Raw genomic sequence first — 22,115 nt, 5'->3', positions numbered from 1 at the left:
AGACATAAGAGAGGAAGGCGTCAGCGCGTGCCGAAGAGCGCGCGGACGCGGGGCTTGAGGAGCTTTCCGGAGGCGGTGCGCGGCAGTTCGTCCGCCACCACCACCGACTTGGGGATCTTGTACTTGGCCAGCCGGCCGGCGAGCGCGGCGAGCACCTCGGCCGGGTCCAGGGCGCAGCCCTCCCGGGCGACGACCACGGCACGCGGCACCTCGCCCCACCGCTCGTCCGGTACGCCGATCACGGCGCACTCGGCGATGCCGGGGTGGGCGAGCAGGGCGTTCTCCACCTCGGCGGGGTAGACGTTCTCGCCGCCCGAGATGATCATGTCCTTGAGGCGGTCCACGACGGTGACATAGCCGTCCGCGTCGATCCGGGCCGCGTCGCCGGTGCGGAACCAGCCGTCGGCGAACGCGGCGGCGCTCTCCTCGGGCAGGCCCCAGTAGCCGGGCATCACGTTCGGGCCGCGCACCAGCACCTCGCCGGCCTCGCCGACGCCGGCCGCCGTCAGATCGGGCCGCACCACCCGCACGTCCGTGAAGAAGTGCGGCACCCCGGCCGAGCCCGCCTTCGTGATGGCGTGCTCACCGTCGAGGAAGAGCGCGCCGGGGGACGCCTCCGTCATGCCGTACCCCTGCTGGAAGGTCAGCCCGCGCTCCTGGTACGCGGCGATCAGCGGCCCGGATACGGGCGAGCCGCCGCAGGTCAGGATGCGCAGCGAGGACAGATCGGCGGCCGGCCAGCGCGGGCTGTGCGCGATCCGCTCGTACATCGTGGGCACGCCGAACATGAAGGTGATCCGGTGCTCGGCGATCAGGTCGAAGGTGGCGTCGGGGTCGAAGGACTCCACCAGCACGCAGGTGCCGCCCTTGAGCAGGACCGGCAGGGTGAGCATGTTCAGCCCGGCGGTGTGGAACAGCGGCGCGGAGACCAGCGCCACCTCGTCAGCGGTCAGGTCGGTGTCGACCAGGACGTTCAGCGCGTTCCAGGTGAGGTTGGCGTGCGTGAGCATCGCGCCCTTGGGGCGGCCCGTCGTACCCGAGGTGTACATGATGATGCACACGTCGTCGCCGGTGACCGGCTCGTCGAGCGGCTCCGCGGTGGCGCCCGCGAGCAACTCCTCGTACGCCGGGCCCACTTCGATGTACGTCCGTACCGTGGCGGCCGTGTCGCCCAGGCCGGCCACGAGGCCGGCGTGGGTGGGGGAGTGCACCAGCGTGACGGCGCCCGAGTCGGTGAGCTGGTACGCGATCTCCGGTCCGGCCAGGCGGGTGTTGAGCGGGACGAAGACCGCGCCCAGCGCGCCGGCGGCGAAGAACGTCTCCAGGAAGGCCGGGTGGTTGGGGCCGAGGTAGGCGATCCGGTCGCCGCGCCGGACGCCGGCCGCGCGCAGCGCGCGGGCCAGCCGGGTGGTGCGGTCGTGCAGTTCGGCGTAGGTGGTCGCCGCGCCTTCGTGGCGGACGGCGGTGCGGTGCGGGGTCTTGCGTGCCCGGCGGGCGGGCCACGACCCCAGTCCCTCGTTGCGCACAGCGGCTCTCCTTGGGTCCTTTCGGGGGCCGATCGGGGTCCTTGCTGTGGGGTCAGGCGAGCCCGAGCAGCCGGGCGGCGTTCTCCTTGAGGATCTTCGGCCGGACGGCGTCCTTGATCTCCAGCTTCGCGAAGTCCGCGAGCCAGCGGTCCGGCGTGAGCACGGGGTAGTCGGAGCCGAAGAGCACCTTGTCCTTCAGCAGCGTGTTGGCGTACTGCACGAGCTGCGGCGGGAAGTACTTCGGCGACCAGCCCGACAGGTCGATGTGCACCCCCGGCTTGTGCGTGGCCACCGCCAGCGCCTCGTCCTGCCAGGGGAACGACGGATGGGCCAGGATGATCTTCAGGTGCGGGAAGTCGGCCGCCACGTCGTCCACGTGCAGCGGGTTGGAGTACTTCAGCCGGATCCCGCCGCCGCCCGGCACACCCGCGCCGATGCCGGTCTGCCCGGTGTGGAAGAGGGCGATCGCGCCGGTCTCCTCGATGACCTCGTAGAGCCCGTACGCCAGCCGGTCGTTGGGGAAGAACCCCTGGATGCTCGGGTGGAACTTGAAGCCGCGTACGCCGTACTCCTCGACCAGCCGCCGCGCCCGCTTCACCGCCGCCTTCCCGCGGAACGGGTCGAGCGAGGCGAACGGGATCAGCACGTCGGCGTTGGCCGCGGCGGCCTCGGCGACCTCCTCGTTCGGTACCGGCTCGGTGCCGGTCGCGGACTCGGCGTCCACGGTGAAGACGACGGCGGCCATCTTCCGCTCGCGGTAGTACGCCGCCATCTCCGGCAGCGTCGGCTTCCGGTTGCCCTCGATCTTGAAGTACGCGCTGGAGGCGTCGGCCAGGTCGGCGTCGAGGGACGCCTGGCCCTTGCTGGAGACCTCGGCGTGGGTGTGCACGTCGATGGCGACCAGTTCGTCCACGTTCATCGCGCCGGTCGTCATGGCTCACGCCTCCGGGACGACGGGGGCGGGGATGCCCACGGACTGCGGCTCGCGGCCCACGCTCGTGTGCCAGGCGGCCGCGACGGTCTCCGGGCGCCAGCCGCCGTCCGCGTACGCCACGGACACCTCCTGCGGGTGCGACCACAGGGAGAGCTTGTCGCCGCCGATGCCGACGCACTGGCCGGTGACGTCCTTCGCCGCGTCCGAGGCGAGGAAGGGCACCAGCGCGGCGCAGTCCTCGGCCGTGCCGAAGCCCTCGCCCTTGCGCAGGAAGTCCGGCAGCGGCGCGCCCTGCTTCATGGCCTCGATGTACGGCGCGAACGCCGGGATCGTCTCGGTCATCGCGGTCGCCGCGACCGGCACGATCGCGTTGACCGTCACCCCGGCCCGCGCCAGCTCCATCGACCAGGTACGCGTCATGGCGGCGATGCCGGCCTTGGCGGCGGCGTAGTTGGTCTGGCCGAAGTTGCCGCGCTGCCCGGCGGGCGAGCCGACCAGGATCAGCCGGCCGCCCTCGCCCTGCTCCCGCATCCGCACGGCGGCGGCCCGGGCGCAGGTGAAGGTGCCCTTGAGGTGGGTGGTGAGCACGGCGTCGAAGTCGTCGTCGGTCATCTTCCACAGCACGCGGTCCCGCAGGATGCCCGCGTTGGTGACCATCACGTCCAGCCGGCCGAACTCCTCGACCGCGCGGGCCACCAGCCGGTCGGCCGCCTCGGCGGTGCCGACCGCGACGGCCTCCGCGACGGCCCGGCCGCCGGCCTCGGTGATCGTCTTGGCGGCCTGCTCGGCCACGGCCTCGTCGAGGTCGTTGACGACGACGGAGGCGCCGGCCGCGGCGAGTGCCGAGGCGTATGCGAGGCCCAGGCCGCGGCCGGAACCGGTCACGACGGCGACCTTGCCGGTGAGGTCGACGGGGGAGTGGGCAGTGGGTCCGGACATGGTGACGTCCTCTCAACAAGTGCGCAAAGCAAAGGAGTTGGGCATACGAGGCAATGAGCCGCGGAAGATCGTTCGGCTCGCGGCCCCGCCGAGATCGAAGCTAAGACCAATCATTGTTGACGTCAATGGTTGTTCTCGTAATCGAAAGTGCGGCATGCTGGGACCGCTGGTGAGATGGAGAGCCGGAGAGACCGCCCCGCCCGCGGGGCACCGAACAGGGAGCGCCATGACCCCCCAGGGAACGCCCACCGCCGAGGCCAGGCCCGTCGACGCCGACGAGCCGTGGATGCGGGGGCTGCACGCCGACACCGGATACCTGCTCTACCGGCTGGGCCTGCGCTCCGGACAGCTCTTCAACGCGGCCCTGGAGGAGTCCGGGCTCCGGCTGCGCCACTACGCCCTGCTGCGCTACCTCGCCACCGTCGAGGGCGCACCGCAGCGGGAGCTGAGCGAGCGGCTGGGGTACGACCCGAGCGCCATCGTCGGACTCGTCGACGACCTCGAACGGCTCCGCCTCGTCGAGCGCCGCCCGGCCCCCGCCGACCGGCGCCGCCGCATCGTCGTACTGGCCGAGGCCGGCCGTACGTACCTCCGGGACACCGACGAGGCCAGCCACCGCGTCACCGACGAACTGACCGGCCCGCTGTCGGAAGAGGAGCGCGACACGCTGCACGCGCTGCTGCTGCGGGTGGCGCAGCGGGACGAGGGGCTTTAAGTCGTCGGGATGGGTGCGAAGCGGCCCGCGATGTGCAGGTCCGCCTCGATGCCGGACACCGCGGCGCGCAGCTCCGGCAGGACGTCGGTGACGCAGTCCTCCGCGCTGCGGCGGACGGTGTGCATCGCGACGTTCACCGCCGCGACGACCTCGCCCGTGCCGTCGCGGACCGGTACGGCGATCGAGCGGAGGCCCTCCTCCAGCTCCTCCTCCACCAGTGCGTAGCCCTGACCGGCCACCCGGTCCAGTACGGCGGCGAGTTCGGCGGGATCGGTGACCGTCCGCGGGGTCAGCGGCTGCGCTTCGGTGCGCGCGAGCCGTGCGGACCGCTCGGCGGGCGGCAGGCCGGCCAGCATCACCCGGCCGAGCGCGGTGGCATACGCGGGCAGCCGGGTGCCGGTGGTGATGTTGACGCTCATCACGCGGGTGGTGGCGACCCGCGCCGTGTACTGGATGTCGTCGCCCGCGAGCACGGCCAGGGACGCCGAATCGTGCACGCGCGCCGCGAGCGTGGCGAGGTGCGGCGCGGCGATCCGGGGGAGCGACGTACGGGAGAGCGGGGGATAGCCGAGTGCCAGCACCCGCGGGGTGAGCCGGAAGGCGCGCCCTTCGGAGGTGACGTACCCCAGGTGTTCCAGGGTGATCAGGGCCCGGCGGGCCGTGGCCCGCGCCAGCCCGGTGGCCTCGGCGGCCGCTGACAGCGTCAGCTCGGCGCGCCCGGCGCCGAACGCCGTCAGCACGGTCAGGCCGCGGGCCAGCGACTCGATGAACTCCCGGCCCAGTTCCTGCTTGGAGGCGGCCGTCCAGGCGGCGAGCGGTGCGGGCGGCGGGACGGCCGCCTCCGCCGGCGTCTCCCGCGCCCGCCGCAGCTCCCGCTCCATGCCGTCCACGGTCTCCCGCAGCCGGGGCAGCAGCGTGTCCCGCAGCGAGGCGGCGCTGTGCCGGCTGGTGTGGCTCACCACGCTCACCGCGCACCTGACCGACCCCTCCGGGGCGCGTACCGGCACAGCCAGCGCGACCAGCCCCGGCTCGATCAGCTGGTCGTCCAGCGCCCACCCCTGTTCGCGCGCCTGCCGTGCAAGCTCCTCGAAGAGGTCGCCTTCCGCCGCGGCCCGTGCGGCGTCACGCGGCGGTACCGCAGGAAAGCCGCGGTCCTCCGGGTCGGCGGCCCGGCGCTCCCGCCAGCGCGCCCACTCCGCCTCGGTCCACTCCGCGGCGAACAGCGCGCCCGGCGCCGTGCGCTCGGCCGGCAGCAGGTCGCCGATGCGGAAGCTGAGGGACATCGCGCGGCGCCGGGTCGCCTGGTGCAGGAAGCGGATGCCGTCCCGGTCGGGGACCGCGAGGGACACCGACTCGTCCAGCGCGTCGGCGAGCGCGTCGGCGTGCCCGCCGAGCAGCCCGGGCAGCCGCAGCGCGGCGAGGTAGGCGTTGCCCAGCGCCATGACGCGCGGGGTGAGCGTGGCGTCCCGGCCGTCCAGGCGCACGAAGCCCATGCGGGCGAGGGTCGCGGTCACCCGGTCGACGGTGGAGCGGGCGAGGCCGGTGGCGCGCTCCAGCTCGCTCAGGCTCAGCGTGCCGTCGGCGTCGGTGAGCCGGCGCAGCACGGCGATGCCGCGCAGCAGCGGCGTCACGGCCTCGGCCGGTACCTCGCCGGCGGCGGGCGGCATCGTGGTCTCGGTCGGTGGCATCGGCTCTCCGTCGTGGATCTCCAGTACACCGTAATCGCCCATGATCAAACCGTTGACAGGCGTACGGGGCGGGCGCAGACTCATGGCCATGCGGTCGTGAACATTATTTCACTACGCGAACATCCGCCACAAGGAGCGGTACTCGAACCGATACCGCACCGTCCTCGACGACGAGGAGACACCACATGCACACCACCGTCGGGATCATCGGCGGCGGCCCCTCCGGCCTGCTGCTCGCCCGCCTGCTGCACACCGCCGGCATCGACAGCGTCCTGCTGGAGCGCCGCGACCGCGCCTACGTGGAGCAGCGCCAGCGCGCCGGAATCCTCGAACAGGCCACCGTGGACGCGCTGCGTGCGTGCGGGGCCGGGGCGCGGCTGGACGCGGAGGGCATGGTCCACGACGGCATCGAGCTGCGCTTCGACCGGCGCGCCCACCGCGTCGACTTCCCCTCCCTCGCCGACGGGCGCCGGGTGACGGTGTACGCGCAGACCGAGGTCGTCAAGGACCTCATCGCGCTCCAGCTCGCCGAGGGCGGCCCGCTGCTCTTCGAAGCGGACGTGCACTCCGTGGAGGGCGCCGACACCGACCGCCCGCTGATCCGCTACACCCACGAGGGCAAGGAACAGACCCTCACCTGCGACTACGTCGTCGGCTGCGACGGCTTCCACGGCGTCGCCCGCAACGCCGTACCGGAGCACCTGCGCACCACGTACGAGCGCGTGTACCCGTACTCCTGGCTCGGCATCCTCGCCGACGCGCCGCCCGCCGCCGACGAGCTGATCTACGCCCACTCCGACCGCGGCTTCGCGCTGGCCAGCATGCGGTCCCCGGCGGTCAGCCGGCACTACCTCCAGGTCCCCAACGGCACCGACCCCGCCGACTGGTCCGACGACCGCATCTGGGACGAGCTCGACGCCCGCTTCGCCCTCGACGCCGACCCCAGCTGGCGCCTCAAGCGCGGCCGGATCACGAGCAAGTCGGTCCTCCCGATGCGCAGCCACGTCACCGAACCGATGGCGTACGGCCGGGTCCTGCTGGCCGGCGACGCCGCGCACATCGTGCCGCCCACCGGCGCCAAGGGCCTCAACCTCGCCGCCGCCGACGTCATCGTCCTGGCCCGCGCGCTGACCCACTGGCACGCCACCGGCGCCACGGACCTCCTGGACTCCTACTCCGACACCTGCCTGCGCCGCGTCTGGCGCGCCGAGCACTTCTCGTACTTCATGACCACCACCCTCCACACCGCACCCGACCAGTCCCCCTTCGAGACCCGCCTCCAGCTCTCCCAGCTCGACCGCATCGCGACGTCCCCGCACGCCGCCGCCGAACTGGCCGAGAACTACACGGGTCTGCCGCTCCGCACGCAGCCGGTGGCCTGAGCGTTCACCCGTTCGGCCGGGGGCCGGGGTAGTCGGTGCCGCTGTGACGGGTACTCCGTACGCCGTACGTCCCGGACGGAAAGGCACAGTCATGGCACGCGCGGCACTGTTCGACGTCGACGGCACGCTCGCCGACACCAACCACCTCCACGTCACGGCGTGGTGGGAGGCGTTCCGGCAGCGCGGGCATCACGTGCCGATGACCGCCATCCACCACGCGCTCGGACGCCCGTCGAGCGATCTGATCGCCCATGTACTGGGGGAGGACCGGGACACCGGGCAGGACGCGGACATCAGCGCCGGGCACAAGACGCTGTACGCCACGTACTTCGAGCGGCTGCCCGCGATGGACGCCGCGGGCGAGCTGCTGCGCGCCCTGGCGGCACGCGGCTGGCGGAACGTGCTGGTCACCTCGGCCGGCGGGCACGAGCTGGGCGCGCTGCGCCGGGCCATCGACGCCGACGACGCCATCGTGGACACCGCGAGCGCGGACGACGTCAGCGAGGGCAAGCCCGCGCCCGAGCCGGTGGAACACGCCAGGAAGCTGGCCGGGGTGGCGGCGGAGCAGGCGGTGTTCGTGGGGGACTCGGTGTGGGACATGCAGGCCGCGAGCCGGGCCGGGGTCGGCGCGGTCGCCCTGCTGTGCGGCGGCATCCCGCGGGCCGATTTGGAGAAGGCCGGCGCCTCGGAGGTGTACGCGGACCCGGCCGACCTGCTGGCCCGGCTCGACGACAGCCTCTTCGCCCGGGTGGAGGAGGAGGAATGACCTTGTCCGTGATGCCGGATATGAGTTGGCGCACCATCATGAGTTGAGGCCCGTTCGGCGGGGCACCCGTGGAATCTCGTGCAGTCCCCGGAAGAGAGTCCCGGAAGGACGGAACGGAGCGTTATGACCCGGAAGAACGAGCAGGGCGAGAACGGGCGCAGCGCCGCCAAGGGCGCGGGCCGGGGCGACCCCCGGAGCCGGGACACGGCGGCGAAGGAGGTGCTGGCCGAGTTCGAGGACGCCGAGACGCGCGTCGCCGGCCCCGAACAGCGGCGGCACGTGGCCGGCGAGAGCGGGGACCCCCTGACCACCAGCCTGGACGCCCAGGAGTCCGTCGACGAGGGCGAGCGCGCGAAGGCCGGTACCCGGCCCGACCCGGACGAGCCCGCCCGCACCCGGCCGCCGCGCGCGAAGCGGCAGGGGTCCGCGCGGCCCGAGGAGGACTGAGCGCTGTGGGGGTGTCTTTGTCGTCCCTGTCCGACAGCACCGTGCCGCTGCTCCTGGAGGGGTACGCGTGGCTGCCCGACCGCAGGCGCCGCAACGGCGGCGCACCGGTCCGCACCCGGCTGCTGGGAAAGCCGGCGATCGCGCTGCACGGCCCGGATGCCGTGCGGTTCTTCTACGACGAGAGCCACATCCACCGCCGTGACGCGCTGCCGGGCCCGGTGCTCGACACGCTCTTCGGCCGCGGCGCGGTGCACACCCTCGACGGCGACCGGCACCGGGTGCGCAAGGCCCTCTTCGTGCACCTGCTCAAGGACGAGGAGGGCATCGCCGACCTGACCGAGCGCGCGGCCGCCGAATGGGAGCGGGCCCGCGCCGACTGGGCCGGCCGCCCGCGCGTCGTCCTCTTCGACGCGTTCGCGCTGCTGCTCACCCGCGCGGTTTGCGACTGGGCGGGCATCGCGCTCGACGACGACGGCGCGCAGGAGATGGCCGACGACCTGGTGGCGATGGTGGACGGCTTCGCGACGCCGGGGCCGCGCCACTGGCGGGCCCGCCGTGCGCGCGGCCGCCAGGAGGAGCGGCTGGCGCGCCGCATCGAGGACATCCGGCGGGCCGGGCCGGAGCACGAGGCGTCGGGCCGGCCGACCGGTTCGGCGCTGACGGAGGTGGCCCGGCACCTCGAGGTGGACGGCTCCCCGCTCGACGCGCACACGGCCGCCGTCGAGGTGCTCAACGTCATCCGGCCGACCGTCGCGGTCGCCTGGTTCCTCACGTTCGCCGCGCACGCCCTGCACCGCTGGCCCGAGCACCGCGCGCCGCTCGCCAAGGGCGACGCCGGGTACGCCCGCGGCTTCGCCCACGAGGTACGCCGCTTCTACCCCTTCGTGCCGTTCCTCGGCGGGCTGGCCGCACGCGACCTGGAGTGGCAGGGCGAGCGCATCGGGGCCGGCACGATGGTCCTGCTCGACGTCTACGGCCAGAACCACGACCCCGACCTGTGGCCACGCCCGTACACCTTCGACCCCACGCGCTTCACGGACGCCGAGCCGGGCCGCGACGACCTCATCCCGCAGGGCGGCGGCGAGGTCTCCAGCGGCCACCGCTGCCCGGGCGAGGACATCGTGCTCGCGCTGCTCCAGACCCTCGTACCCCTGCTGGCACGGCTGGAGTACCGGGTGCCGGAGCAGGACCTGACGGTGCCGCTGCACCGCGTTCCCTCGACGGTACGCGGCGGTTTCGTCGTCACCGGCGTCCGCTGACCGGGCGACGCGAGCAGGCGGCAGCCATGACGTCGTACGTCTCGAAATTCGACGGGGAGCCCGGCCTCGGACCCGAGGCCAGGTTCCCGGTCGTCGCGCTCGCGTCCTCGGCCGGCGGGCTCAACGCGCTGTTCCAGGTGCTCGGGCCGCTGCCCGCCGATCTGCCGGCGGCGGTCCTGGTGGCCCAGCACCAGCAGCCCGACCGTCCCAACAGGCTGCCGCAGCTGCTCGACGCCCGCTGTCGGCTGACGGTCCGCTCCGCCCGCGACGGGGACACCATGGAGCAAGGCACGGTGCTGGTCACCCCGCCCGGCCACCATCTGCTGGTGGTCAGCGACAACCGCATCGGGCTGATCGCCGTCGGCGAGCGCGCGGTGCCGCCGCGGCCGACGGCGGACATGATGCTGGCGACCCTGGCCGTGACCTGCGGGCCGCGGGCGCTGGCGGTGGTCCTCACCGGCGTCGGCACGGACGCCCAGTCCGGCATCCGCGCGGTCGCCTGCTGCGGCGGCCGGGCCCTCGCCCAGGACGAGGCGACGTCGGCGCACTTCGGGATGCCGGGCGCGGCGATCCGCACCGGCGAGGTGGACAAGGTGCTGCCGCTGACGGAGATCACCAAGGAGATCCACGCCCATGTGACCACGGTGGTGGAGGAGGGACCGGACAGCGGCGGCAGTGAGGCGTGCTGAGGTGTACGCGTACGACACGGTCCGAGGCGTACGCGTACGGCTCGTAAGCCGTGGGGCCCGGCGTCAGGCGGCCTCGCGCGGCTCCTCCCGCACCACCTCCGACGGCTCCTTGTCGTCCCGCAGGCCCAGGAACCGCGGGTGGCGCAGCATCCCGTCCCGGGTCCACTCCGTGAAGCCGACCTCGGCGACCAGCTCGGGGCGCACCCAGTGCGCGGCGCGCTCCCGTACCGGGGCCGCGAACGGCGAGCGGTCCGTCCCCAGTTCGTCCAGCAGCCCGCGGATGCGGTGCAGCGCGGCTCGGTCGTAGCCGGTGCCGACCTTGCCCGCGTACCGCAGCGTGCCGTCCGCGTAGTAACCCAGCAGCAGCGCGCCGAAACCGACGCGGCTGCCGGCCGGCTCGGTGAAGCCGCCGATGACGAACTCCTGGCCGCGCGCGCACTTCAGCTTCAGCCAGTCGGAGGAGCGGCGTGGCACGTAGGGACCGTCGGCGCGCTTGGCGATCAGTCCCTCCCAGCCCCGCTCGCAGGCGTCGGCCAGCCGCTGCGGCCCGCCCTCGTTGCGGTGCGGGGTGAAGCGCAGCGGGGAGACGAAGCGCAGGCTGCGGCGGAGCAGGGACTTGCGGGTGCGCAGCGGCAGCCGGGTGAGGTCCTTGCCGTCCAGCCGCAGCAGGTCGAAGACGTAGTACGTCACCGCCACCGAGCTGGCGCGGGCCTGCGCGGGGTCGGTGATGCCCATTCGCTGCTGGAGCCGGGAGAATTCGGTGCGGCCCTGCGAGAACGCGACGATCTCGCCGTCCACGGCGAAGTCGCGGGCGCTCTGGGCGGCCAGCGCGTCGGCGATCTCGGGGTAGGTGTCGTTCACGGTCCGGCCGGTACGGGACAGCAGCCGGGTGCGGGTTCCGTCGCGTACGGCCAGCGCCCGGACGCCGTCCAGCTTGCGTTCGAAGATCCAGCCCTCGTCGAAGTCCCGGCGGTCGGAGAGCACGGCGAGCATGGGGTGGGCTGCCAGCTGTTCGCCCGAGGGCGCGTCGGCCAGCAGCCGTCGTTCTTCGCCGGGCAGCGACTCCAGCAGCCCCGCCACGCTCAGCGCTCCTTGCCCTCGTCGGCGCTCTCGTCGGCCGCGACCTGGCCGAGCGTCCGCCCGCTGCGCGCGGACTTGGCCCGGCGCGGGTCCGGTGTGCCGCGCTGCCCGGCCCGCTCGTCGTTCTCCTTCACCAGCAGCCAGGACTCCCGGCCCTCGGACTCCGCCGTGCGGAAGCGGGTGAGCGCGTAGCCGCCGCGCAGCTTCTCGCCGTCCATCCAGAACGTGGCGTGCCCGTGCTCCAGCCGCTCGGCGAAGGTGGCGTCGCGGTCCTTGCGCTTCTTGGGCGGGAGCGGGCGGTACGTGCCCTGGTCCCACACGATCACCGTGCCGCCGCCGTACTCGCCCTTCGGGATCACGCCTTCGAACTCGCGGTACTCCATGGGGTGGTCCTCGGTCGGCATCGCCAGCCGTTTGTCGTGCGGGTCGGTGGAGGGGCCCTTCGGGACGGACCAGGACTTCAGTACGCCGTCGACCTCCAGCCGGAAGTCGAAGTGCATGGTCGAGGCGTCGTGGATCTGCACCACGAAGACCGGGTCGCCGCCGTCGGCGGGCGGCGGCCCGCCGGCCTCCTTGCCCCGCGGCTCACGGGTCCGCTCGAAGTCGCGCTTGCTCTCGTACGTCGACAGTCCTCGCTCGCCCTGCACGGCAACCCCTTCCTGCTGATGGCCGCTGGTGTCAACTGCCGCTGGTGTCACTGTCGCGCACCGGCACGGGTGGCGCACGCGGGAGCGGCGCGGCGGGCGGTCAGACGGAGCGCAGCGCGAAGGAATGGCCTCCGGGGTCCCCGAAGATGCGTACCTTCTCGATGCCTTCCTTCCGCTCGGACTCCATCGGGTGTCCGCCGTAGTCGATCACCTGGCGTTCCACGTCGTCCATGCGGTCCTTGGGCACCAGCAGGTGCAGATGGGCCTGCTGGGAGTCGTGGGGCCGGGGCCAGGCGGGCGGCGCCGCGCCGTGGTCCCGCCGGAACGCCATCCGCGTTCCCTGGTTGCCGGCGATCTCGATGAGTTCGACGCCCAGCTCCGCCGGCAGTTCGGCGCCGATCAGCTTCGCGTAGAACTCCGCGACCGGCTCCGGCTCCGCGCAGTCCAGCACCACTACCCCGGCCTCCACGAAAACGGTGGAATCCGGATCCGGATTCAGTGTCATCGCACGCCCCTCCCCGAAATCGTCCACCCGGCGCCTGCCGCCGGGTGGTGCGGAGGCGAGTAGCCGGGGGCGGCCGAATCATGCGTGGGGCGGGGGCGGTGGGGCCTGCGGACGGCTCCCGGCCGGCCCGCTGGGGCCGGCCGGCCTGTCCGGTGTTGCGCTGTGGGGCCTTCCTTTCTCCGGTCTCCCGTCGGCGGCTACGCCCGCTTGCCGCTCCTCGCGGCCGCGCCCACACAGACGAGCCCGAGCAGGGCGGTCAGGGCGCCGACGATGATGTTGTTGACGACCACTCCGGCGTCGGGGCTGCTGCCGACGATCCACGGCGAAACGATCAGCCACACGCCGATGGCGGACATGGCCCAGCTCAGGCCGTACATCCGCTCCGGTGTAGTGGTGAAGCCGAGCGCCATCAGGCCGATGGCGATGCCCAGGATGAGGTTGTGGGTCACCAGGGCGGGCTGGTTCGCGGTGAAGTGGAGGATCCAGGGCGAGACGGCGCAGTACAGACCGACGAGGAAGACCGGTCCGTCCACGAGCGCCACATCGCGACCGCCGAGCATGCGGGCGTACCTGTCCCGCATCTCGGGAACATCAGGGTGACTGGCGATATCGCCTCTGGTGTGTGAGACGTCTGCCATCAGACTCGTCTCCTTCGTTCTCTGCGGCCCTGCCCGCTGATGCGGCAAGCGCCGCTAGGGCCATCTTGCGCTTATTTCCTCCTTATGTGTAGTTGGGAGCCACGGCGGCGCTCCTAGGGGAAGCGCTGGGGTGGGAAGGGCAGGCCGGTGGGGTGGGCGAGGGTGGCGCGGGTGCGGCGGTAGAGGTGCCAGGCCCTGGCGCGGAGGGGTTCGCGGAAGGGGGCGACGCGGGCGCCGCGGCCCTCGGCCCACCGGCGGAAGAGGTCCGGCGGGGTATCGGCCATGACCATCAGCCGGGCGATGCGGAACGGGTCGTCGGCGGGTGAGCTGAAGGCTCCCAGCGCCGCCGCGGCCGAGGTCCAGCCGGCCGCGCCGACCGCGCGGCGAACCAGCGGGCTGGAGTAGCCGTGCGGGTAGGCGAACGCGGAAACCGGGTGCCCCAGGACGTCCTCGATGCGGCGTTTGCAGCCCGAGATCTCGGCGCACAGCCGCCGCCGCGGCAGCGTGTCCAGCTGCGCGTGGGTGCGGCTGTGCCCGCCGATGCCGATGCCGCAGGCGTCGAGCGTGATGACCTGGCGCCAGTTCAGCATCGGGGCCGGCGGCAGCAGGCTGCCGCCGGGGGAGCCGCCCGGCGCGTGCACGGCGCCCGTGGTGATGTACAGGGTGGCGGGCAGCTCCCGCTCGGTGAGCTGCGGGAGGACCGTCCAGTAGAAGTCGGCGAACCCGTCGTCGAAGGTGAGGACGGCGCACCGGGGCGGCAGCGGCGGGCCGCCGCGCACCGCCGCGACCAGCCGCTCCAGCGGGATCACGGTACGGCCGCTGTCGACGATCCGGTCCAGCTGTTCGGCGAAGACGCGGGGGGTGACGGTGAAGGGGGCGATCCAGGGGGGCGGATCGTCGGACACCGAGTGGTACAGGAAGACCGGCACCGGGTCAGGGCACGTGGTCATGGCGGGCCCCCTTCCGGGGCGGGAGGCGGCGCCGGACCCAATTCCTCAGGGATTCGGTGGCCCCTCGGGGCGGACGGTTCGTAGAAGGCGGCAGCGGCCGACGCCCGGCGGTGCCCGGCCCGGTTGCCGGGGGTGCCGGTGGCGTGCACCAGACCGAGCGGGTGCCCGTGCAGCCGCACCAACGCCAACACGCGCCCGTCCACATCGTCGGCCCCCGAGCTGTCCGGCGAGCGCGGCTCACCGGGCGAGGTCAGGTCACATTCGACGACGTGCACGCGGGTGTCCAGCGAGTAGCGGGCGGCGATCCAGGGGCAGGCCGTCGCGGCGCGCCGGCCGAAGCCGTGCATCATTCCCCCTCGGCCGGCGGGGAAGCGTACCGGGCGCCGGGGCGCTCGGAGATCAGGGTGCGCAGCATCCGGCGGCCGTCGGACACGGCGCGCAGGTGCGAGCGCCCGCTGCGGCGGGGCAGCTCCAGGCTGGGGACCTCGGCGATGCGCAGGCCGGAGCGGAGCGCGTGGGCGATCATCTCCGCCTCGATCTCGAAACCGGCGGCGTGCAGGTCGAGTTCGTCCAGGAAGTCGCGCCGGAAGGCACAGAATCCGTAGCAGAGGTCGGTGAGCCGGGCGTGGTACAGGCGGTTGACGACGGCCAGGAGCGCCAGGTTCCCGGCGGACCGCACATAGGTGAGGCCCAGCGAGCCGCCGCCGGCGACATAGCGGGAACCCTTGACGAAGTCGTAGCCGTTGTCGAGGAAATGGACGAAGTGCGGGATCTCGTCGGGCGACATGCTGCCGTCCGCGTCCAGCGTCACGATGTACGCGCCGGTGGCGGCCTCGAAGCCGGTGCGCAGCGCGTTCCCCTTGCCGCTGCCGCGCTGCTGCACGCTGCGCACGGTGGGCAGGGACTGCTCGGCCATCCGCAGGGTCGCGTCGCTGGAGGCGCCGTCGACCAGGATCACTTCGTCCACGCAGCGCGGGATGCGCTCCAGTACCCAGGAGATGTTGCGGGCTTCGTTGCGGGCCGGGACGACGAGGCTGACGGTGGCCCGTACGGGGCGGACGTCGGTCGAGCGGCGCATCGGCCGCGCGCCGGGCGTGGTGTGCGTACGGCTGCTTGAGGACAGGGCGGGGTGCAGAGGTGTGCTCATGAGGTGACGGCCTCTCCTGATGAGGCGCGGGGGCCGGGCCCGGAGCGGGCGGTGGCAGGCTTGCGCTGCCGTCGGGCGTGGCCCGGGTGAAGAGGCGGTGGCGGGGCCGGCGGTGCCGGCCCGGGCACGGCCTCGGGGGAGGGGAGGGCGCTGGGTGCGGCGGGACATCCCTGCCGCCGGTGCCTCCGGGGCGCCGGAAGACGGCGCCGGGACTGGCCTGTGCGGTCCGCTGGAGAGCGGTCCGCTCCGCCCCGAGAAGCGGAGCCAGGACTTCAGACTCGCAGCACCCTTACCGAGAGTCAAGGCAAAGCGGGCGAATCGCCTGAATTATCGTGGAAGAGACCCTCGGTGGTCACTAACCGTAATATTCGTCGTCTTCCTGCGGGGCCGCGCGCTGCAGTTCCTCGGTGATCCGGCGGGTGATCTCGCCGGGCCGCGCCGGCCGGCCGAAGTGCCAGCCCTGGCCCCAGTCGCACCCCATGGCCCGCAGCCGCTCGGCTTCGGCCGCCGCCTCCACGCCCTCCGCCGTCACCTTCAGGCCGAGCGCCCGCGCCAGCGAGACCAGCCCCCCGATGACCCGCCAGCTCCGCTGCGCGGCGGCCCCCGACCGGTGGGTGTCCGCGACGAACGACCCGGCGATCTTCAGCCCCGAGACCGGGAGTTCGCCGAGGTACCCCAGCGGTGACCAGCCGGTGCCGAAGTCGTCCACCGCGAGCGTGATACCGGTGTCCGCGAGGCTGCGCAGCGTCGGCATCGAGTCGTCGTCGGACCGCATCACGGCGCTCTCGGTGATCTCCAGCTGGAGCCGCGTCGGGTCCAGCCCGGTGGAGCGCAGCACCCGGCCGATGTCGGCCGCGAGCCGGGCGTCCCTGGCCTGGTGGACGGAGACGTTGACATTCATCTGCGGGGCCGCGGGCCCGAACCGGCGGACCCACTCCGCCGCCTGCCCGCACGCCTCCTCCAGGACCCAGCGGCCCAGCCGCATGATCATCCCGGTCTGCTCGGCGGTGGCGATGAAATCGTCCGGGCTCAGCACGCCGAAGTCCGGGTGCCGCCACCGTACGAGCGCCTCCACGGCGGTCAGCGAGCCGTCCGACAGCGTGCACAGCGGCTGGTAGTCCAGGAAGAACTCGCCCCGCTCCAGCGCCACCGGCATCCGCACCGACACCGCGTAGCGGGTCACCTCGCGCGCGTGGTGCCCCGGGTCGAAGAGCGTCCACCGGCCGCGGCCCGCCTCCTTGGCCCGGTACAGCGTCAGGTCGGCGGCGCGCACCGCGGCCTCCGGCGTGGTCGTGGCCACCGACCGCTCCAGCACGCCCACGCTGGCCCGCACCGACAGCCGGCGGTCGGCGACCGGTATCGGCGTGGACAGCGCCGCCAGCGCGGCCTTCGCCACCGTCACGGCGTCCTGCTGCCCCCGGGAGCGCTCCAGCAGCACCACGAACTCGTCGCCGCCCAGCCGCGCCACGAGATGCCCCAGCGGCGTCATCGCGGTCTCCAGGCGCCGCGCGACCGCGACGAGCAGCTCGTCACCGGCCGCGTGCCCCAGGCTGTCGTTGACGAACTTGAAGCCGTCCAGGTCGAGGTAGCAGATCCCGAACCGGGCGTTGGCGCGGGGCGCCCGGAAGAGCCGTTCGAGGCGCTCGATGAAGGCCGCCCGGTTGGGCAGCCCGGTCAGCGCGTCGTGGGTGGCCTGGTGGCGCAGCCGCTCCTCCAGCCGGTACCGGTCGGTGATGTCCTCCAGCAGCGCCACCTGGTAGTGCGGCACCAGCTCCTCGTCGCGGATCAGCGAGCACGTCAGATGGGTCCAGACCACCTCGCCGTCCCGCCGGTAGTACGGCTTGGTGCACTCGAAGCGCTCCCGCTCGCCCCGGATCAGCGCGTCGTACGCCTGCCAGGTGCCCGGCTCGTCCTCCGGGTGCACCAGATCGGTGATCCGGCGGCCGCGCAGCTCCTCCACGCGGCCGCCGAAGATGTCCAGCATCGCCCGGTTGACCTCCAGGATGTTGCCCTGCAGATCGCCGATGCCGATGCCGATCGGGGCGTTCTCGAACAGCGCGCGGAAGCGGGCCTCGGTCTCCCGCAGGGACCGCTCGGCCGCCTGCCGCGCGGTGTCGGCGGCGGCCCGGATCTCTTCCTGGTCCCGCAGCGTCCGCTCGCGCAGCGCCGCCGCCCACCCGGCGGCGAAGGCGCCGGCCACGACGGGCCCGCGGTCCTGCGGTACCGCGTGCGCGTGCAGCAGCTCGACCGCGCGGGCCAGCACCGAGGGGTCGGTGTAGTGCGCGTCGACCAGCAGCGCCCCGGCCTCCTCGGCCGCGCCCGTGGACACCGGGCCGCCCTGCCAGGACCGGCGCAGCAGTTCGACGGTGCGGGCGGTGAGCTGCTGCCGCGCACCGGGTTGCACGGTGAGCCCCAGCCCTTCCCGCAGCAGCGCGGACCAGGACTCCTCGAAACGCCCGGACGCCCCGCGGTCCGGCTCCGCAGCACTCACGGACGACGCCCCACGCCGGCCAGGCCGGTCATCCGCTCCGGATGCGGCCCCACCGTTTCCGGCGTCTCGGGCCGCCACTCGGGCAGGTACACCACGCCCGGCTCGACGAGCTCGAAGCCCTTGAAGTACGCGGTGATCTGCGCCCGGGAGCGCATGGTGAGCGGCATGCGGGTGCGGGCGTACAGCGCCTGGTGCGGGCCCGCCTGGTCGGGGCGGCCCTCCAGCGACGCGTGGGAGAGGGCCAGCGCACTGCCCGGCGGCAGCGCGTCCCGCAGCGCGGCGACGATGCCGGGCGGGTCCGCCTCGTCCGGTACGAAGTGCAGCACCGCGACCAGCAGTACCGCCACCGGCTCACCCGGACGCAGCAACTCCGCGACGGAAGGCCGGGCGAGCAGGCCGTGCGGGTCCCGCACGTCCGCCTCGACGACCTCGACGTGCGGGTCCTCCCGCACCAGCAGCCTGCTGTGCGCGACGGCGACCGGGTCCACGTCCACGTACACCACCCGGGCCTCCGGGCGTACCCCCTGCGCGACCTCGTGCACCGCGCCGAAGGTGGGGATGCCCGAGCCCAGGTCGAGGAAGCGGGTGATGCCCTCACCGGCCAGATACTGCACCGCGCGGCGCAGGAACGCCCGGTTGCTCCGCATGATCATCGGCAGGTCGGGCCAGAGGGAGATGGCCTGCCGGGCCATTTCGCGGTCGGCGGGGAAGTTGTGCGAGCCGCCCAGGAAGAAGTCGTACATCCGGGCGGCGTTCGGGCGGTCCAGATCCGTTCCCGGCGGCACCCACGACGCAGACCTCGACGAAGACCGCTGCATCACCGACCCCTTCCGCACCCGGCGGGGAATCCAGCCTCAGGGCTCTCCACAATTCTCATCTCGGGGCCATGGGCGTGCAAGCGGGTGCGCCGTCCGCCGCGTACAGGCGTCCGCGGCTCGCGAGGTCGGCGGGGCCCGCCCGAGAATGGACAAACCATGCCCGCACGCATCGAGGACTACGGGATCATCGGCGACCTGGAGACGGCCGCCCTGGTCGGCAGGGACGGCTCCGTCGACTGGCTCTGCCTGCCCCGCTTCGACTCGCCCGCCGCCTTCGCCGGCCTCCTCGGCACCGACGGGCACGGCCACTGGCGGATCGCCCCGGCCGGCACGGACCCGCCCTGCACCCGCCGCGGCTACACCGGCGACACCCTCGTCCTGGAATCGCTCTGGGAGACCCCCGAGGGCACGGTCCGCGTCCTGGACTTCATGCCCCCGCGCGACCGGGCGCCCCGGCTGATCCGCATCGTCGAGGGGCTGACCGGCGAGGTCCCGATGTACAGCGCGCTGCGGCTGCGCTTCAACTACGGCCGGGTCCTGCCGTGGGTGCGCCGCACCGGCCACCACCGCATCGCGACCGCGGGCCCGGACGCGGGCTGGCTGCGCGTGCCGCCCGGCGTGCACACCTTCGGCTCCGACGGCGCCACCTGCTCGGAGTTCACCGTCAAGGCCGGCGACCGGGTCCCCTTCGTCCTCACCTGGCAGCCCTCGCACCTGCGCACCGTCCAGGGCATCGACCCCGAGCGCGCCCTGCGCGAGACCACGGAGGGCTGGCAGCGCTGGGCGGCGACCTGCCGGTACGCGGGGGAGTGGCGCCCCGACGTACTCCGCTCGCTGATCACCCTCAAGGCCCTCGCCTACCGCCCGACCGGCGGCATCGTCGCCGCGCCCACCACCTCGCTGCCCGAGGCCATCGGCGCGCCGCGCAACTGGGACTACCGCTTCTGCTGGCTGCGGGACTCCAGCATGACGCTCTCCGCACTGCTGCGCGGCGGCTTCCACGAGGAGGCGGCCGCCTGGCGGCGCTGGCTGGTGCGCGCGATCGCGGGCGACCCCGCGGACCTGCAGATCCTCTACGGCGTGGCGGGCGAGCGCCGGCTGCCGGAATCCACGGCGCCCTGGCTCCCCGGCTACGAGGGCTCGGGCCCGGTCCGGCTGGGCAACGCCGCGGTCGACCAGTTCCAGTTGGACGTCTACGGCGAGGTGGCCGACACCCTGTACCTCGCGCAGGCGGCCGGCATCCCCATGGAACGCCGCGTCTGGTCCCTCTTCCGTACCCTCATGGACGCGCTGGAGCAGCGCTGGCGGGAGCCGGACGAGGGCCTGTGGGAAGTGCGCTGCGGCCGCCGTCAGTTCGTGCACTCCAAGGTCATGGCGTGGGTGGCCGCCGACCGCGCGGTACGCCTCGCCGAGAAGACCGGCCTGCCCGCGCCCCTCGCGCGCTGGCGGGCGCTGCGCGACGCCGTGCACGCCGACGTCTGCGCGCGCGGATACGACGCGGACCGCGGCGTCTTCGTACAGCACTACGGCAGCCGGGAGCTGGACGCCGCCACGCTGTTCATCGTCAAGACCGGCTTCCTGCCTCCGGACGACCCGCGCGTGATCCGTACGGTGGACGCCGTACGCGCCGAACTGGACCAGGACGGTTTCCTGCGCCGTTACTCCGGTGGCGGGCCCGCCGACGGGGTGTCGGCCGACGGGCTGCCCGGGACCGAAGGCGCCTTCCTGGCCTGCTCGTTCTGGCTCGCCGACGCCCTGCTCGCCACCGGCCGGCACACCGAGGCCCGCGCCCTCTTCGCGCGCACCCTGGCGCTCGGCAACGACCTCGGCCTGTTCGCCGAGGAGTGGGACGGCGCGGCCGGCCGCCAACTGGGCAACATGCCCCAGGCGTTCACCCATGTCGCCCTGGTCAACTCCGCTTTCGACCTGGCGGCGGCAGGCGCGGACCGCGGCCCCGTGTGAGGGCTCGGACACCGGCCCCCGGGCCGCGCGAGGCCGGTTCCCGCCGTCTCGGGAGGCCGTCGGCGGGGTACCCGGCGAGGGTCCCGCACGACGAGACGAGAGGGGCCCGCTCATGGCCGAGAAGCAGCAGGACGTCGTGGAGCTGCTCGAACAGCAGCACCAGCAGATCCGCCGCCTCCTGGAAGACGTCGTGAACAACAAGGGTGAGGAGCGCAAGCACGCGTTCCAGCGCGTGGTGCGCCTGCTCGCCGTGCACGAGACGGCCGAGGAAGAGGTCGTCCACCCCTACGTCCGCGACCACGTCGAGGGCGGCGAACAGGTGGTCAAGGACCGGACGGCGGAAGAGAAGAGCGCCAAGGAGGCGCTGAGCCGGCTGGAGGACATGGACGTCGACTCGCCGGAGTTCCACGACCGGTTCACGGCGGTCCGTCAGGACATACTGGCGCACGCCGAGGCGGAGGAGAAGTCCGAGTTCACCCACCTGCGCGCGGTCTCCGACCAGCGCGGCCTGGAGGGGCTGGCCAAGGCGGTCAAGGCCGCCGAGGCGGTGGCGCCGACCCACCCGCACCCGGGCGCCGAGTCCGCGGCCGCGAACCTCCTCGTCACCCCGGTGGCCTCGCTGATCGACCGCACGAAGGACGCGGTGCGGGCGGCGATGGGCAAGCACTGACCTTCACCGGAACGTCCACCGCCACACCCATAGGCGGCCCCGCCCTCACGGCGGGGCCGCCGTACTGCGGTTCCGCGTCTACCGGTCCTCCTCCCGCGGGAGGAGGGAGCCGAGGGGGCCCAGATCGAGGTTGAGTTCGTTGCGGCCCACGTCGTAGCGGGCGCACAGCTCGTCCATCCGGCGTTCCAGCAGCATCAGCGTCGTACCGATGCGCTCCTCCTGGTCCTCGGACAGATTGCCCTGGTCGACGCGGCGCAGCGCCTGCCGCTCCATGAGCTGGTGCAGCAGCTCCACGACGGTCAGCACCAGCCGTACGAGGTCCCGCTCGACGCTCTCCTCGTCCAGTTCCACGCGCCTGCTCACGGCCGCCTCGCCTCCTCCACACGTACGGGTTCCGCCCCTACCGGTTCCGCCCGTACCGGATCCGCCTCCACCCCTTCTTCCGGGCCGAGTTCGACGAACGGCGACGGGACGTTCTCGTTCACCGAGCTGATCAGGGCGCGCAGGTCGACCCGTACGAGATCCACGTCCGCGATGCGCAGGGTGAGGTCGCCGGCGATCACCACGCCGCCGGCGAGCAGCCGGTCGAGCAGGTCGATCAGGGCGACGGGGGCCTGCGGGCCGGCGGCGGGAGTACTCATCGGGTGCTCCCTCCGGCATCGTCGTCCGGCAGGTCGGTGAAGGAGTACGGGGCCCAGGGGCCGGTCAGTTCGATCCGCAGGGCGGGGGAGCGGGCCGCCAGCTCGCCGACCCGCTCGGCGAACGCGCCGGCCGCCTCGCGGCGTACCAGGTACGCGCCGTTGAGGAGGTTCGGGCCGCGCTGGACGGCGGGGCGGGCGTCGGCCGGGGCCCGGCCGGCGGC

24 protein-coding genes are annotated in these 22,115 nt (G+C 73.3%); 8 read left to right on the top strand and 16 right to left on the bottom strand.

All coding sequences use genetic code 11. From position 1 onward, the window contains the following. Positions 1-20 precede the first annotated feature (20 nt). Genes menE through ABT381_RS21865 form a run of 3 tightly spaced genes read right to left on the bottom strand, consistent with a single transcriptional unit; the run spans position 21 to position 3,399 of the window. Positions 21-1,526 (bottom strand): o-succinylbenzoate--CoA ligase, encoded by a 1,506-nt coding sequence (menE, locus tag ABT381_RS21875; protein ID WP_351596813.1) that lies wholly within the window; start codon positions 1,524-1,526, stop codon positions 21-23. Positions 1,527-1,578: 52 nt separating this feature from the next. After that, the gene (locus tag ABT381_RS21870; RefSeq protein WP_351596842.1) at positions 1,579-2,445 is read right to left on the bottom strand and encodes an amidohydrolase family protein; all 867 of its coding nucleotides are present in this window, start codon (positions 2,443-2,445) and stop codon (positions 1,579-1,581) included. Between the two features lie 18 nt (positions 2,446-2,463). Further along, complete coding sequence (locus tag ABT381_RS21865; protein ID WP_351596810.1) at positions 2,464-3,399, bottom strand: SDR family NAD(P)-dependent oxidoreductase; 936 nt, start codon at positions 3,397-3,399, stop codon at positions 2,464-2,466. A 226-nt stretch (positions 3,400-3,625) separates the two neighbouring features. Between ABT381_RS21865 and ABT381_RS21860 the strand changes: the two genes are divergently transcribed. Next, complete coding sequence (locus ABT381_RS21860) at positions 3,626-4,114, top strand: MarR family winged helix-turn-helix transcriptional regulator (protein WP_351596808.1); 489 nt, start codon at positions 3,626-3,628, stop codon at positions 4,112-4,114. On the opposite strand, the gene ABT381_RS21855 is transcribed toward ABT381_RS21860, so the two are convergent. Then, on the bottom strand, positions 4,111-5,802 hold the full coding sequence (locus ABT381_RS21855; protein WP_351596840.1) for an IclR family transcriptional regulator domain-containing protein: 1,692 nt from the start codon (positions 5,800-5,802) through the stop codon (positions 4,111-4,113). The two genes, ABT381_RS21860 and ABT381_RS21855, sit on opposite strands and share 4 nt — an antisense overlap. Before the next feature lie 185 nt (positions 5,803-5,987). Between ABT381_RS21855 and ABT381_RS21850 the strand changes: the two genes are divergently transcribed. The 5 genes from ABT381_RS21850 (at position 5,988) to ABT381_RS21830 (ending at position 10,345) form a co-directional block, all read left to right on the top strand. After that, positions 5,988-7,184: a 4-hydroxybenzoate 3-monooxygenase gene (locus ABT381_RS21850; protein ID WP_351596805.1), complete on the top strand. Its 1,197-nt coding sequence runs from the start codon at positions 5,988-5,990 to the stop codon at positions 7,182-7,184. A gap of 91 nt (positions 7,185-7,275) precedes the next feature. Further along, positions 7,276-7,950, top strand: coding sequence for an HAD family hydrolase (locus ABT381_RS21845; RefSeq protein ID WP_351596802.1), 675 nt, complete (start codon positions 7,276-7,278; stop codon positions 7,948-7,950). 123 nt (positions 7,951-8,073) lie between these two features. Continuing rightward, the gene (locus tag ABT381_RS21840) at positions 8,074-8,397 is read left to right on the top strand and encodes a hypothetical protein (protein ID WP_351596799.1); all 324 of its coding nucleotides are present in this window, start codon (positions 8,074-8,076) and stop codon (positions 8,395-8,397) included. A gap of 26 nt (positions 8,398-8,423) precedes the next feature. Then, positions 8,424-9,656: a cytochrome P450 gene (locus ABT381_RS21835; RefSeq protein WP_351596838.1), complete on the top strand. Its 1,233-nt coding sequence runs from the start codon at positions 8,424-8,426 to the stop codon at positions 9,654-9,656. Positions 9,657-9,682: 26 nt separating this feature from the next. Beyond that, positions 9,683-10,345, top strand: a complete 663-nt coding sequence (locus tag ABT381_RS21830) for a chemotaxis protein CheB (RefSeq protein ID WP_351596797.1) — start codon at positions 9,683-9,685, stop codon at positions 10,343-10,345. A 63-nt stretch (positions 10,346-10,408) separates the two neighbouring features. On the opposite strand, the gene ligD is transcribed toward ABT381_RS21830, so the two are convergent. The 9 genes from ligD to ABT381_RS21785 all read right to left on the bottom strand — a co-directional run bounded on the left by ligD (position 10,409) and on the right by ABT381_RS21785 (position 18,621). Continuing rightward, positions 10,409-11,425 carry a non-homologous end-joining DNA ligase gene (gene ligD, locus ABT381_RS21825; RefSeq protein ID WP_351596794.1) on the bottom strand — a complete coding sequence of 339 codons (1,017 nt, stop codon included), beginning with the start codon at positions 11,423-11,425 and terminating at the stop codon, positions 10,409-10,411. Positions 11,426-11,427: 2 nt separating this feature from the next. After that, a complete protein-coding gene (locus ABT381_RS21820) occupies positions 11,428-12,072 on the bottom strand; it encodes a DNA polymerase ligase N-terminal domain-containing protein (RefSeq protein WP_351596791.1) in 645 nt (214 codons plus the stop codon). 100 nt (positions 12,073-12,172) lie between these two features. Then, positions 12,173-12,577, bottom strand: a complete 405-nt coding sequence (locus ABT381_RS21815) for a VOC family protein (RefSeq protein ID WP_351596788.1) — start codon at positions 12,575-12,577, stop codon at positions 12,173-12,175. Positions 12,578-12,774: 197 nt separating this feature from the next. Then, on the bottom strand, positions 12,775-13,215 hold the full coding sequence (locus ABT381_RS21810) for an SPW repeat protein (protein WP_351596785.1): 441 nt from the start codon (positions 13,213-13,215) through the stop codon (positions 12,775-12,777). A gap of 113 nt (positions 13,216-13,328) precedes the next feature. Further along, a complete protein-coding gene (locus ABT381_RS21805) occupies positions 13,329-14,165 on the bottom strand; it encodes a polysaccharide deacetylase family protein (RefSeq protein ID WP_351596782.1) in 837 nt (278 codons plus the stop codon). After that, positions 14,162-14,512 carry a hypothetical protein gene (locus ABT381_RS21800; protein WP_351596779.1) on the bottom strand — a complete coding sequence of 117 codons (351 nt, stop codon included), beginning with the start codon at positions 14,510-14,512 and terminating at the stop codon, positions 14,162-14,164. The genes ABT381_RS21805 and ABT381_RS21800 overlap by 4 nt, the downstream gene beginning before the upstream one ends. Further along, entirely contained in the window at positions 14,512-15,312 is an 801-nt protein-coding gene (locus tag ABT381_RS21795) for a glycosyltransferase family 2 protein (protein ID WP_351596776.1), read from the bottom strand. Before ABT381_RS21795 ends, ABT381_RS21800 begins: the two co-directional genes overlap by 1 nt. Before the next feature lie 355 nt (positions 15,313-15,667). Then, positions 15,668-17,803, bottom strand: coding sequence for a putative bifunctional diguanylate cyclase/phosphodiesterase (locus ABT381_RS21790; protein WP_351596773.1), 2,136 nt, complete (start codon positions 17,801-17,803; stop codon positions 15,668-15,670). Further along, complete coding sequence (locus ABT381_RS21785; protein WP_351596770.1) at positions 17,800-18,621, bottom strand: SAM-dependent methyltransferase; 822 nt, start codon at positions 18,619-18,621, stop codon at positions 17,800-17,802. The genes ABT381_RS21790 and ABT381_RS21785 overlap by 4 nt, the downstream gene beginning before the upstream one ends. A gap of 156 nt (positions 18,622-18,777) precedes the next feature. Between ABT381_RS21785 and ABT381_RS21780 the strand changes: the two genes are divergently transcribed. Both ABT381_RS21780 and ABT381_RS21775 read left to right on the top strand, forming a co-directional pair. After that, positions 18,778-20,583, top strand: a complete 1,806-nt coding sequence (locus tag ABT381_RS21780; protein ID WP_351596767.1) for a glycoside hydrolase family 15 protein — start codon at positions 18,778-18,780, stop codon at positions 20,581-20,583. Positions 20,584-20,695: 112 nt separating this feature from the next. Then, on the top strand, positions 20,696-21,253 hold the full coding sequence (locus ABT381_RS21775; protein WP_351596764.1) for a hemerythrin domain-containing protein: 558 nt from the start codon (positions 20,696-20,698) through the stop codon (positions 21,251-21,253). Between the two features lie 78 nt (positions 21,254-21,331). Here ABT381_RS21775 and ABT381_RS21770 read toward each other — a convergent pair whose 3' ends face one another. The 3 genes from ABT381_RS21770 to ABT381_RS21760 all read right to left on the bottom strand — a co-directional run. After that, positions 21,332-21,616 carry a gas vesicle protein K gene (locus ABT381_RS21770; protein ID WP_351596761.1) on the bottom strand — a complete coding sequence of 95 codons (285 nt, stop codon included), beginning with the start codon at positions 21,614-21,616 and terminating at the stop codon, positions 21,332-21,334. Then, on the bottom strand, positions 21,613-21,894 hold the full coding sequence (locus ABT381_RS21765) for a gas vesicle protein (RefSeq protein ID WP_351596758.1): 282 nt from the start codon (positions 21,892-21,894) through the stop codon (positions 21,613-21,615). Before ABT381_RS21765 ends, ABT381_RS21770 begins: the two co-directional genes overlap by 4 nt. Further along, a partial coding sequence (locus ABT381_RS21760) for a GvpL/GvpF family gas vesicle protein (protein ID WP_351596755.1) occupies positions 21,891-22,115 on the bottom strand: 225 nt, incomplete at its 5' end. The genes ABT381_RS21760 and ABT381_RS21765, both read right to left, overlap by 4 nt.

The sequence above is a fragment of the Streptomyces sp. NPDC000151 genome, from assembly GCF_040301705.1.
In the GTDB taxonomy this organism is placed as follows: Bacteria; Actinomycetota; Actinomycetes; order Streptomycetales; family Streptomycetaceae; genus Streptomyces.
The sequence above is the reverse complement of the archived record's forward strand: the minus strand, read 5'-3'. Positions and strand labels throughout refer to the sequence as shown.

What these genes read in the sequence shown, in the direction of transcription:
- ABT381_RS21870 (WP_351596842.1), bottom strand. Translation starts at nt 2,445, where the DNA reads ATGAACGTGGACGAACTGGTCGCCATCGACGTGCACACCCACGCCGAG.
- ABT381_RS21865 (WP_351596810.1), bottom strand. Translation starts at nt 3,399, where the DNA reads ATGTCCGGACCCACTGCCCACTCCCCCGTCGACCTCACCGGCAAGGTC.
- ABT381_RS21860 (WP_351596808.1), top strand. Translation starts at nt 3,626, where the DNA reads ATGACCCCCCAGGGAACGCCCACCGCCGAGGCCAGGCCCGTCGACGCC.
- ABT381_RS21855 (WP_351596840.1), bottom strand. Translation starts at nt 5,802, where the DNA reads ATGCCACCGACCGAGACCACGATGCCGCCCGCCGCCGGCGAGGTACCG.
- ABT381_RS21850 (WP_351596805.1), top strand. Translation starts at nt 5,988, where the DNA reads ATGCACACCACCGTCGGGATCATCGGCGGCGGCCCCTCCGGCCTGCTG.
- ABT381_RS21845 (WP_351596802.1), top strand. Translation starts at nt 7,276, where the DNA reads ATGGCACGCGCGGCACTGTTCGACGTCGACGGCACGCTCGCCGACACC.
- ABT381_RS21840 (WP_351596799.1), top strand. Translation starts at nt 8,074, where the DNA reads ATGACCCGGAAGAACGAGCAGGGCGAGAACGGGCGCAGCGCCGCCAAG.
- ABT381_RS21830 (WP_351596797.1), top strand. Translation starts at nt 9,683, where the DNA reads ATGACGTCGTACGTCTCGAAATTCGACGGGGAGCCCGGCCTCGGACCC.
- ABT381_RS21815 (WP_351596788.1), bottom strand. Translation starts at nt 12,577, where the DNA reads ATGACACTGAATCCGGATCCGGATTCCACCGTTTTCGTGGAGGCCGGG.
- ABT381_RS21810 (WP_351596785.1), bottom strand. Translation starts at nt 13,215, where the DNA reads ATGGCAGACGTCTCACACACCAGAGGCGATATCGCCAGTCACCCTGAT.
- ABT381_RS21805 (WP_351596782.1), bottom strand. Translation starts at nt 14,165, where the DNA reads ATGACCACGTGCCCTGACCCGGTGCCGGTCTTCCTGTACCACTCGGTG.
- ABT381_RS21800 (WP_351596779.1), bottom strand. Translation starts at nt 14,512, where the DNA reads ATGCACGGCTTCGGCCGGCGCGCCGCGACGGCCTGCCCCTGGATCGCC.
- ABT381_RS21795 (WP_351596776.1), bottom strand. Translation starts at nt 15,312, where the DNA reads ATGAGCACACCTCTGCACCCCGCCCTGTCCTCAAGCAGCCGTACGCAC.
- ABT381_RS21785 (WP_351596770.1), bottom strand. Translation starts at nt 18,621, where the DNA reads ATGCAGCGGTCTTCGTCGAGGTCTGCGTCGTGGGTGCCGCCGGGAACG.
- ABT381_RS21780 (WP_351596767.1), top strand. Translation starts at nt 18,778, where the DNA reads ATGCCCGCACGCATCGAGGACTACGGGATCATCGGCGACCTGGAGACG.
- ABT381_RS21775 (WP_351596764.1), top strand. Translation starts at nt 20,696, where the DNA reads ATGGCCGAGAAGCAGCAGGACGTCGTGGAGCTGCTCGAACAGCAGCAC.
- ABT381_RS21765 (WP_351596758.1), bottom strand. Translation starts at nt 21,894, where the DNA reads ATGAGTACTCCCGCCGCCGGCCCGCAGGCCCCCGTCGCCCTGATCGAC.